This is a genomic window from Brevundimonas sp. Leaf363 (genome assembly GCF_001424025.1).
Classification (GTDB): domain Bacteria; phylum Pseudomonadota; class Alphaproteobacteria; order Caulobacterales; family Caulobacteraceae; genus Brevundimonas.
Genome location: NZ_LMPZ01000003.1, coordinates 370,478 through 379,194 on the forward strand (window position 1 = coordinate 370,478; position 8,717 = coordinate 379,194).

An 8,717-nucleotide genomic window follows, 5' to 3' on the forward strand; every position below is an offset into this window, starting at 1 on the left:
CCGGTTACATGTAACGCATAGCGCCAATGGCGTGGCGGCGCCAGCGACTCTGGAAACTTCGGCTCAAATGGCGGGAATGTTCGGAAAACTGTTTGGAGGGCGAGCTGGTGTGGAGCCAGCCACCAACCTGGCCATGGTGCGGAATGTCACGGTCGGCCGGACTGTGTCCCTGGATCCGCTTGCCTGGCAAAGGCTTGGCGAGGAAACGCGCTTCACGCTCGATCGAGACGCGCTGGAAATCACAGGCCAAGGTGTGATCGCGCTGGATGACGGGAAGTACGTCCATCGCTTCTACACCGACGACCACATTATGCTGCAGGCGATGAGCGACGAGGCCGACGGCTCCGACGGCTATGACTTTAGCCTCTTCATACCCTGGTCATCAGCCTATCCGCCGAGCGACCGCTATCGCCGTATATGGCGTGATCGTCTGTCTGAGCCGAGCTTCGATGGTGCGGCTGAGGACCTTCCCATCTATCCGCGATTCTGGTTTCCAGAGAGCGACATCAGACAGCCGCCGGTGACGCTGTGGGAATCGATTTTCGACGACCGTTTCGCCACGAAGCCCTACGCCAAGATCTACCAGACCTGCATGCTCTACGCGCGTGACCTGTCTGGTGGCCGTGAGATGCTGCTGGCCCTGGAGATGGAGCCGGATGGCGGAGAGGTCACCCACGAACTGATGGTCGGCATCCCTCTGGAGGTCGGCGAGTTTCGCGCCTAGAGCTGCATGAACGAGGTGACTTGAATGCTTGATTGGCCGGCTTTCCAGACGGGCGCGTCCGCCTTTCTGATGGCGTTCGTCGCGGCGGTGGCGTTCTTCGCCGCCTTCAAATTTCTATATCAGCTTGTCACGCCCTATCACGAGCGCACGCTGATCCGGCAGGGCAACGTCGCGGCTTCCATCGCTCTCGGCGGCGCGCTCATCGGCTACGTCCTGCCTCTGGCTTCGGCGCTCTCGCACACCGTCAGTCTTCCGGAGTTCGCGATCTGGGCGCTGCTCGCCGGGGTCATTCAGATCGTTTCCTTCGTGGTCATCAGCCGACTGGTTTATCGGCCGCTGGCTGCGCGGATCGAAAGCGGCGATGTCGCCGCCGGGGTCTATCTGGCCTCGATCTCCATTGCGATCGGCGCCATCAACGCCGCCTGCATGACGGCTTGACCCCGATGTCGGACGCACAAGACGCCCGCAAGCGGGACGATGCTCTGCCGGCCGGCGACACCATGCGCCGGATGAAGCGCTCCAGGGCGCTGCACATGACCGGGCTCATGGCGACGGTTGGATTCTCCATGGCCGCTTGCGAACCGCAGGGCGCGGTGCAGCCGCCGGAGGCCACGCCGCAGCTGGCCTATACGTCGCTCGCTGACTGCAAGGCCGCCAACGACGTCGCGGACACGGAATGCGACGCCGGATTCGCTACCGCGGATCAGAACGCTCGCGCGACCGGCCCACGATACGTGACGCGTCAGGATTGCGAAGGCCAGTGGGGACCGAGTCAGTGCCGTGAACTGTCCAACGGCTCTGGCGGATCAATCTTCGGCCCGCTCGTGACCGGCTTCTTCCTGGGCCAGATGCTGAACGGTGGTCGATCGTTCTCTGGCGCTGGCCCTCTCTACCGCGATCGCTACGACCAGTACTCGAACGGCTATGGTGGCTACGTTGGGCGCGACTATCGCAGCGGTCGTACTGTGGTGCGTGGCCGAGACTCGGCCATTGCCAGTACAGCTCCAACTCGGGTCCAGAGTCGAACCGCCACGGTCTCGCGGGGTGGGTTCGGGGGCGGCAGTCGGGGTTACGGCGGCTAGAGTGAACCCCTCGGACTCCTCACAACTCACGCAGCAATCTACAACACCTTCTACACCCAGAGACATCTGATCAGCCGACCCACCCTTCGCCGCTTTCGCGGCGACACTGCGGCGGCGTGGGTGGCGGCGACCGCCTGATTAAAGCTGGGCAGGGCCCTTCTCGACCGGACAAAGTTAAGCTGACATCGCTGTTCGAGATCATCTGCAAGCCCGCCATGGGAATGACTTTAGACGCGAAGGCATCCTGGCCGCGGAGCCAACATCCAGGGCAAGCGTTGCCCACGCATGGTGAGCGTCCCTTATTCCGACATGGCGATGGAGCGCGGATACTTGCGCGATTTGAGTCGGGCCTTTGCGGGCGCGCTCCTATTCAACATCCCCCTGCTGATGACCATGGAAATGTGGGAGCAGGGCGTGACGATGGATCGCTGGCGTCTGCTGCTGTTCATGCTGGCTGGCCTGCCGCTGCTCTACGGCATCTCCTACTACGCGGGCTTCTCCAAGCGGCGGGGTTTCGTCAACGACGTACTCGACACCGCCGTCGCCCTGGCGGTCGGTTTCACGACCAGCTCGGCGCTGCTGCTGCTGTTCGGCGTCGTGGAATGGAATGCGCCGCCGCGTGAGGCGATCGGCATGGTTACGCTGCAGGCCATCCCGGGGGCGATGGGCGCGCTGCTCGCGCGGCGGCAACTGGCGGGCACCGGCGCGGATGAAGGCGACGAGGACACCGCCTCCTACATGGGCGAATTGTTCCTGATGGCTGCTGGCGCCCTGTTCTTCGCACTGAACGTTGCGCCGACAGAGGAGATGATCCTTATCGCCTATAAGGCGTCGCCATTGCACATCCTCGCCCTGCTGATCGTATCGATCACGCTGCTCCACCTCATCGTGTTTCGTGCCGGCTTCGCGGGCCAGGAGGAAGCAGACAGGCCCGTCACAGCCTTCTTCCATTTTACCGTGCCCGGTTATGCGATCGCGCTGTCAGTCAGTCTTTTTGCCCTGTTCGTGTTCGGGCGTACGGACGGCCATGCGGTGCAGGGTTTCGTGCAGACGATGATCGTGCTCGGCTTCCCCGCTTCAATCGGTGCGGCCGCCGCACGACTTCTGGTCTAGCGCCGTGGCTTCTAAACCGACCACCAAACCCAAATCAGCCGCTATCGGCCGCCCGTTGCTTCAGTGGAGCGTCGCGATTCTTGGGGGGCTCGTAACTTCAGCGGTCGTCAGCATCGTTGTGTGGGAAGCCCTGCTCCCGGAACGGCCTACGTCGCTTCGGGCCGATGTTGCTCACATCATGGCTCGAGGTGGCGGCTACATCGCCGAAGTCGAGGTCAGCAACGAAGGCCTTGAGACAGCCGCCAACGTCGACATCGAGGGAGTTTCCGGGTCCGGCACGGCGACTGCTACGATTGATTATGTGCCGGGCCAGGGCAGCGTGCGCGGATACCTACGGTTCGAACGCAATCCTCAGCCGCTCGTCGTGACGGTGAAGGGGTGGTCAGAACCATGACTTCGTCGCTGACGCTTTTTGCCATCGCCGTTAACTCAGCATATCGCCGCGCGAAGATTGAGCGATGTCACATCGGCACCGTCGCGTCGGCGTCCATCGATTACGCCCTTGACGACGTTTCAACCCCTCTAGACCGCAAGCGCGATGGCCACGAAGACGGCTCGCGGGAGCCCAGGCGCGGTTCAGCAGTTAAGCCCTCGTGAGCCCAGTAGTGGACTTCTTGGAAGGACGAGGACCGGACTCATCGGGCAGATCGATCGAGCACGTGCTCGGCTTCGACTCCGCGACGATCGAGCGGCAGCACAACTTTGTTCAGTGGGTGTTTCCCCTGCTTGAGGTGAGTCAGGCCGTTCCCGGTTCGCCGGTGCTTACGCCAGCCGACGTGGACCTGATCCGGCAGTCCGAAACGGCGCAGACGAACCTCTCCTCCGCAGCGACGATGATGGCGGGCTTCTATGGGTCGTCAGACCACTGGTTGCGCTCGCATGACCACAATCACCTGCGCATCACCCGGATCATCAAGAGCCTGCGGCTTTTGGCAGGCGATGACGCGGCAGACCGATTCCATGACGTAATCGAAGGTCTGGTCGACGCCAGCGGACAAGCTTTGAACGACGTAAGCCGGCGACACTGGGCGGCGGCATGACGGTGCCGGGGTCGGCAGCGCCATCCACAAGATGAGAACATTATAAGAACATTTGTGCTTGCCGCCCTCCCCCCGGTGCATCCATGTGCGGCTCGGGTCGCCGGGCGCGAACGAGTTCAGTCACATGGGAAATGATCAAGCGCGCGTCGAGCAGCCGAAATCCTTTCGTCCCCCAATCGGCGAAGTGGCAGCTGGCCTTGCTGGATACGCTCGGTGGTTCGCCACCGCTCGCCAGATGCACCAGGCTGCCGAGCAGGCAGCTGAGCGGGACGCTCCCTCATGTCCCGAGTGAAGATGCGGCACTGCACGGGAAAGGACTGGTGGGCTCTGGAGGCGCATCGGAAGCGCACCCCGAACAATGAGCCCGGCTGGGGCAAGGGCGGCCTGACCGATCAGGGCGTGATGGTTGGCGTGATGCCTGGCTTGTCGCGCGCCTGGACGGCAGCGGAGTGGCGCGAGGCTTGGGGCGTGCTGCCGGCGGACTTCGAGATGCAGCTGTCGCGGCCTTAATCTGCAGGTCCGCCGCGAAGGTTTGCGCGTGATCGGACGAAGAGCGCCAGCGAGGCTAAGGCCACCAGCCACCACACGAGGACGTCGGCGAAGAAGCCGTGCCAAAGGAAGATATCCAACCCTAGGAGTGCGCTAACGACATCCGCGCTGCCGCGAGGAGACAGGTAGGGGCTATCGACCACATACGCGAATGGGAAGCCGCCAGCGGTCTGAACACAGGGCCCGGGATCCTCGGTCTCGACGCAGTTGAGCACGTGAGAGCTAGGAACGGCCGAGGACGCGACTGTAACGATAAGCGAAAGGACCAGCCCGGTGAGCGCCGTGCGGGCCGAGGCCAGCCTCGTCAAGGCACACGCGCGCCCATCGAGAACGCGTAGATCGCACAGGCGATCAGGACGACGATCGCGCCGATCATCACCAGACGGTTCTTGTTCATCGCCGGCTTCCCATACCTCAGGTCTCAGCCCTCGCGCCGTACTTCAGTGGGCTCCTTGTCGTCGCGCAAGCCCTTAAAGTTCGCCTGCCGCAATCGCCCGCTGGCCGTCCATTCGGCGATGTCCGCCTGAACCACCACCTCCGGCTCGATGAAGTGCAGGCTGTCGCCGCCGGTCGCCCTCGGCTGTTCACCCGCGAACGGCGTGCGCGTCCGCGCCAGCGCCCTCAGCCGAGGCCGCAGCTCCTTCAGGTGCTCATCACGAAACCCGTTCTTGATTGAGCCGGCGTAGCGCAACTCGCCCCGCTCATACACGCCGGTCAGCACGCCCTTGAACCGTCCGTCGGGCCCGGCCTTCCAGCCGCCCACGACAACCTCTTGGCCCGGCCGGCACTTCGACTTGATCCAGACGGCCGTGCGGCCGGCGCGATAGTTCTCGTCCAGCCGCTTCGAAACGATACCTTCCAGCCGCATGGCGCAGGCTGCCTTCAGGAGCGCGCTCGGCTCCGCATCCGGGAAGTGGTCGACGAAGCGAAAGCGCTTGGCCACGGCCGGTCCCGCATCAGCCAGCAGCTTCTCCAAGCTTTTCTTGCGGGTCGCCAGCGCATAGGGGCGCAGGTCCGAGTCGCCACGCCAAAGGATGTCGAACACGAAATAGACCAGCCGCCCCGACGTCCGCCGGTTCAGGTCGCTGCGCAGTTGGCTGAACGCAGGCATGCCCTCGGCGTCCACGGCGCACAGCTCGCCGTCCAGGATGCAGTCCTCGAACGCAGCCGCGTCGGCCGAGTGCGCCGCCAGCTTGTCGGTCCAGTCATGGCCGTTGCGCGTGAACCAGGTCGCCACGCCCTTCTCGACCCGCAGCTGGAAGCGGAAGCCGTCGTATTTGATCTCATGAATCCACCCGCGCCCCGCCGGCGGCTTCGCCTCGAGGGTCGGATGAGAGAGCGGCTGAAAGCCTTGCGGCATCTTCAGCGTGCGCTCGATGTCCTGCTTTCTGCGGGCCATGGCGGCGAGTCGAACACCAAGCTTGGCGATTCGATCCGCCTGTGTCCGCTCTGAGCCGAGTGGCGGATGTCCGCTCCCGACCCATTGCGGACATCAGCGTCGAAACTGGTTCAACACGTCATCATCCATGTCCGACAATGCGACACGACGGGCCGTTCCATTCGCATCGTCGTTCCACCATGCGGGAGGCTGCTCGAAAACGATCAGGTCTCTGAACGCAGCATTTATCGCATCTGCGTTCGGGGCTTCCACCCACCACCAGAGGCCACCCGTCCCGTAATCGTAACAAACGAGGTAGTCGCGCATCCGTTAGGTGTGAGCGAACTTCGCTCCGGTTTCCACCCTCGAACGCACGTCCGTTTCCGACCCATAGCGGACATTCGCTCCCTAGGCATATTGGCCTAACGCTGCGGTGAGACCTATCTCTGCCCACTCATTTCCGCCGGAGCTTAGGCGTCATGTTCAGAGCCAAAACACTTTTCGTCCTAGGTGCAGGAGCTAGCTTCGAGGCTGACCTGCCTGTAGGCGACAAACTGCTTGAGCAGATCGTAGCGCTCACTGACGTGCGATTTGAGCATTACCGCCAGAGCCATGGCGACCCGCTTATCGTCGATGCGCTTAAAACCATCCTCAACGAGGGACGAGAAGTCGTTCAAATCAATGAGCACCTCGCAGCCGCTCGTCGCCTCGGACAGTCAGCGCAACAAGGGCTATCGATCGACAACGTGATTGACGCACTCGAGGATAAGCAGATCGAGCTTGTCGGAAAACTTGGCATCGTGCGGGCGATATTGAAAGCCGAGGGCTCGAGCTCTAAGTTTCGTATGCCGGAGCGGTATGCGAACAAAATAAATCTCAAGAATTTTAATTCTACTTGGTACAGTAGCCTGACAAAACTACTGACGGAGAACAGGCGCGTTAGTGACTTTGATAATGTCTTCGAAAACGTCGAATTTATAGTCTTTAATTACGATAGGTGCCTTGAGCACTACTTGCAGTTTTCTTTGTCCTCTTACTTTCACGTGCCCGTTGAAAGAGTCCAGGCCGCTATAAATCGCCTTGTTGTTCACCGGCCTTATGGTGTCGCAGGGCGCCTTCCTTGGCAGGATGGTGACCGACCGAGTATCCCTTTCGGCGAGGGGCACGCGGCGGACCTGGCAGCGGCGGTTGAACAAATTCGCACATTCACTGAGCAGATTGACGATGAACATGCGCTGACGGCGATGCGAGCGTCAGTCGAAATCGCAGACCGAATCGTCTTCCTTGGCTTTGGTTTTCACCGACAGAACGTTCAACTAATCGCTGCAAGTGTCCAAGAGAACGTCGAGATTTACGGAACGGCTTTAAATGTCTCCAAGGCGGACCAGGGCGTGATCGAAACCGAGTTGCGAGAAGCTTTTGGTCTTGAATGGGAGCCGGCAAACATGCAGCGGGTGACGCTCGCGGAGCTTACCTGTGCTGACTTTTTCCGCGAGTATTGGCGTACAATGACCGCCGAAGCACCGGAAACCTAGCTAACCGCGAGTCGTAGGTCGGTCGATAAGTGACTGCCCGCCGGGGGGGGGGCAATCGGGTGGTGATAGGAATTGGCGGGCGGGCAGGACTGGGATAGTTACCGCTTGCCGAGGTCCGGAAGGTAAGGGCCGCTTCCGACCCATAGCGGACGTTTGCCTCCGCTCGCATGCGAGCAATCAGTCTTCCTTTACCTACTGCTGTGAGGGTGGTGGCGACTTCGGACCCCACTGCATGCAAGACCCACTACTTGGCCTGCCTCCTAAGCCAGATTTGCGCTCAACGCTGATCGTCGTTTTGATTGTCTTGGGCGCGCTGTGCATGGGCTGGTTAGGGCCTTGGTTCGTCCAACCTATCGCTGCGGCCTTCACCGATTGTGACTTTCTGCCGAGCCGCCAAAGCGGGCTATTCATCGCGTCCTGCGTGGGTTCGGCTATCGCGCTCGCAACTTCGATTTCCGCAGTCGTTTTCCGAGCAAAGCTCAATAGCGGATGGCGGGTCATTCCTCCCCGATATGAGCTTCTGCGTCAGCTATATCTCGGTGCCGCCGGTCTTCTTTTCTTAAGCGGCCTGTATATCTGGCATGACGGCTACCGCATAAGCTTTGGAGAAGGCTGCGATGCCTCGTTTGGAAACCCGTGGGCATTTCTGCTTAAACTAAGTTTTGTAGCCGGAAGCTGGTTCGCCCTAGCCAATACCCGGCTCATGCTCCGCCGAGTCCACCTCGCTCATACTAGAGCTTGAAGGGCCGCTTCCCACCCTGAGCTGACGTCCCCCGGCGTCCGCTAAGGGCTGCCCAGCGTCCAACACAGGAACATGGATTTGCCCTGACCGTTCTGACGACGGAAGGAGACCATCATGTCCGACGACAAGAGCAAAACCGGCGGCCAGGACCGCGATCGTATCAGCCTCAGCGAAGATTATGAGGTTCGCGACTGGGCCGCGAAGTTCGGCGTAACGGAAGATGCGCTTCGCCGGGCCGTGGAGCGCGTGGGCGACCGCGCCGAAGACGTGCGCAAGGAGCTGGGCGGCCAATGACGATGAAGCTTTTCCGCGTGGTCGTGCGCGGCCCTGGCGGCGACCGGACGATCCGCGTGCCGTCGCCCACCAAGGTGCAGGCCGGGGACGCAGCCGCTCCACTGCTCGTTGAAGGCGACGCGATCGTCTCCGTCGAGGAAGAGCTCGACGCCAGTCAGGTTGCGGACGCCGCGCCACCCAAAACCCAGGCCGAGGAACTAACGCCCGTCACGCCCGGCGCCGCCGCCGCCGACTAGCGCCTCAACTCCCGCCGTAGACAT

The 8,717-nt window shown here is 61.8% G+C and carries 10 protein-coding genes and 1 pseudogene; 10 read left to right on the forward strand and 1 reads right to left on the reverse strand.

Annotated features, from left to right (window positions below; all coding sequences use genetic code 11):
* Positions 1-76 precede the first annotated feature (76 nt).
* The 7 genes and pseudogenes from ASG17_RS12570 to ASG17_RS12595 all read left to right on the forward strand — a co-directional run bounded on the left by ASG17_RS12570 (position 77) and on the right by ASG17_RS12595 (position 4,469).
* Positions 77-724: a DUF2491 family protein gene (locus tag ASG17_RS12570; RefSeq protein ID WP_056104296.1), complete on the forward strand. Its 648-nt coding sequence runs from the start codon at positions 77-79 to the stop codon at positions 722-724.
* Between the two features lie 24 nt (positions 725-748).
* Positions 749-1,162: a DUF350 domain-containing protein gene (locus ASG17_RS12575; RefSeq protein ID WP_056104300.1), complete on the forward strand. Its 414-nt coding sequence runs from the start codon at positions 749-751 to the stop codon at positions 1,160-1,162.
* Between the two features lie 5 nt (positions 1,163-1,167).
* Positions 1,168-1,806 carry a DUF1190 domain-containing protein gene (locus ASG17_RS12580; RefSeq protein ID WP_082496264.1) on the forward strand — a complete coding sequence of 213 codons (639 nt, stop codon included), beginning with the start codon at positions 1,168-1,170 and terminating at the stop codon, positions 1,804-1,806.
* An 18-nt stretch (positions 1,807-1,824) separates the two neighbouring features.
* A pseudogene (locus ASG17_RS15835) lies at positions 1,825-1,944 on the forward strand (IS6 family transposase); the annotation flags it as partial.
* Positions 1,945-2,091: 147 nt separating this feature from the next.
* Entirely contained in the window at positions 2,092-2,919 is an 828-nt protein-coding gene (locus ASG17_RS12585; protein ID WP_082496265.1) for a TIGR02587 family membrane protein, read from the forward strand.
* 659 nt (positions 2,920-3,578) lie between these two features.
* The gene (locus ASG17_RS12590) at positions 3,579-3,959 is read left to right on the forward strand and encodes an opioid growth factor receptor-related protein (protein ID WP_056104306.1); all 381 of its coding nucleotides are present in this window, start codon (positions 3,579-3,581) and stop codon (positions 3,957-3,959) included.
* A 279-nt stretch (positions 3,960-4,238) separates the two neighbouring features.
* A complete protein-coding gene (locus tag ASG17_RS12595) occupies positions 4,239-4,469 on the forward strand; it encodes a hypothetical protein (RefSeq protein ID WP_056104308.1) in 231 nt (76 codons plus the stop codon).
* Between the two features lie 460 nt (positions 4,470-4,929).
* On the opposite strand, the gene ligD is transcribed toward ASG17_RS12595, so the two are convergent.
* On the reverse strand, positions 4,930-5,907 hold the full coding sequence (gene ligD / locus ASG17_RS12605; RefSeq protein ID WP_056104315.1) for a non-homologous end-joining DNA ligase: 978 nt from the start codon (positions 5,905-5,907) through the stop codon (positions 4,930-4,932).
* A 458-nt stretch (positions 5,908-6,365) separates the two neighbouring features.
* Here ligD and ASG17_RS15510 point away from each other — a divergent pair, with 458 nt between their 5' ends.
* The 3 genes from ASG17_RS15510 to ASG17_RS12620 all read left to right on the forward strand — a co-directional run bounded on the left by ASG17_RS15510 (position 6,366) and on the right by ASG17_RS12620 (position 8,693).
* Positions 6,366-7,421 (forward strand): hypothetical protein, encoded by a 1,056-nt coding sequence (locus tag ASG17_RS15510; protein ID WP_156367856.1) that lies wholly within the window; start codon positions 6,366-6,368, stop codon positions 7,419-7,421.
* 856 nt (positions 7,422-8,277) lie between these two features.
* On the forward strand, positions 8,278-8,457 hold the full coding sequence (locus ASG17_RS12615; protein WP_056104320.1) for a DUF3606 domain-containing protein: 180 nt from the start codon (positions 8,278-8,280) through the stop codon (positions 8,455-8,457).
* Positions 8,454-8,693: a hypothetical protein gene (locus tag ASG17_RS12620; protein WP_235560450.1), complete on the forward strand. Its 240-nt coding sequence runs from the start codon at positions 8,454-8,456 to the stop codon at positions 8,691-8,693. Before ASG17_RS12615 ends, ASG17_RS12620 begins: the two co-directional genes overlap by 4 nt.
* The last annotated feature ends 24 nt before the right edge of the window (positions 8,694-8,717 follow it).

Coding starts and splice junctions, on each gene's coding strand:
- ASG17_RS12570 (WP_056104296.1), top strand. CDS start 77: ATGTTCGGAAAACTGTTTGGAGGGCGAGCTGGTGTGGAGCCAGCCACC.
- ASG17_RS12575 (WP_056104300.1), top strand. CDS start 749: ATGCTTGATTGGCCGGCTTTCCAGACGGGCGCGTCCGCCTTTCTGATG.
- ASG17_RS12580 (WP_082496264.1), top strand. CDS start 1,168: ATGTCGGACGCACAAGACGCCCGCAAGCGGGACGATGCTCTGCCGGCC.
- ASG17_RS12585 (WP_082496265.1), top strand. CDS start 2,092: ATGGTGAGCGTCCCTTATTCCGACATGGCGATGGAGCGCGGATACTTG.
- ASG17_RS12595 (WP_056104308.1), top strand. CDS start 4,239: ATGTCCCGAGTGAAGATGCGGCACTGCACGGGAAAGGACTGGTGGGCT.
- ligD (WP_056104315.1), bottom strand. CDS start 5,907: ATGGCCCGCAGAAAGCAGGACATCGAGCGCACGCTGAAGATGCCGCAA.
- ASG17_RS15510 (WP_156367856.1), top strand. CDS start 6,366: ATGTTCAGAGCCAAAACACTTTTCGTCCTAGGTGCAGGAGCTAGCTTC.
- ASG17_RS12615 (WP_056104320.1), top strand. CDS start 8,278: ATGTCCGACGACAAGAGCAAAACCGGCGGCCAGGACCGCGATCGTATC.
- ASG17_RS12620 (WP_235560450.1), top strand. CDS start 8,454: ATGACGATGAAGCTTTTCCGCGTGGTCGTGCGCGGCCCTGGCGGCGAC.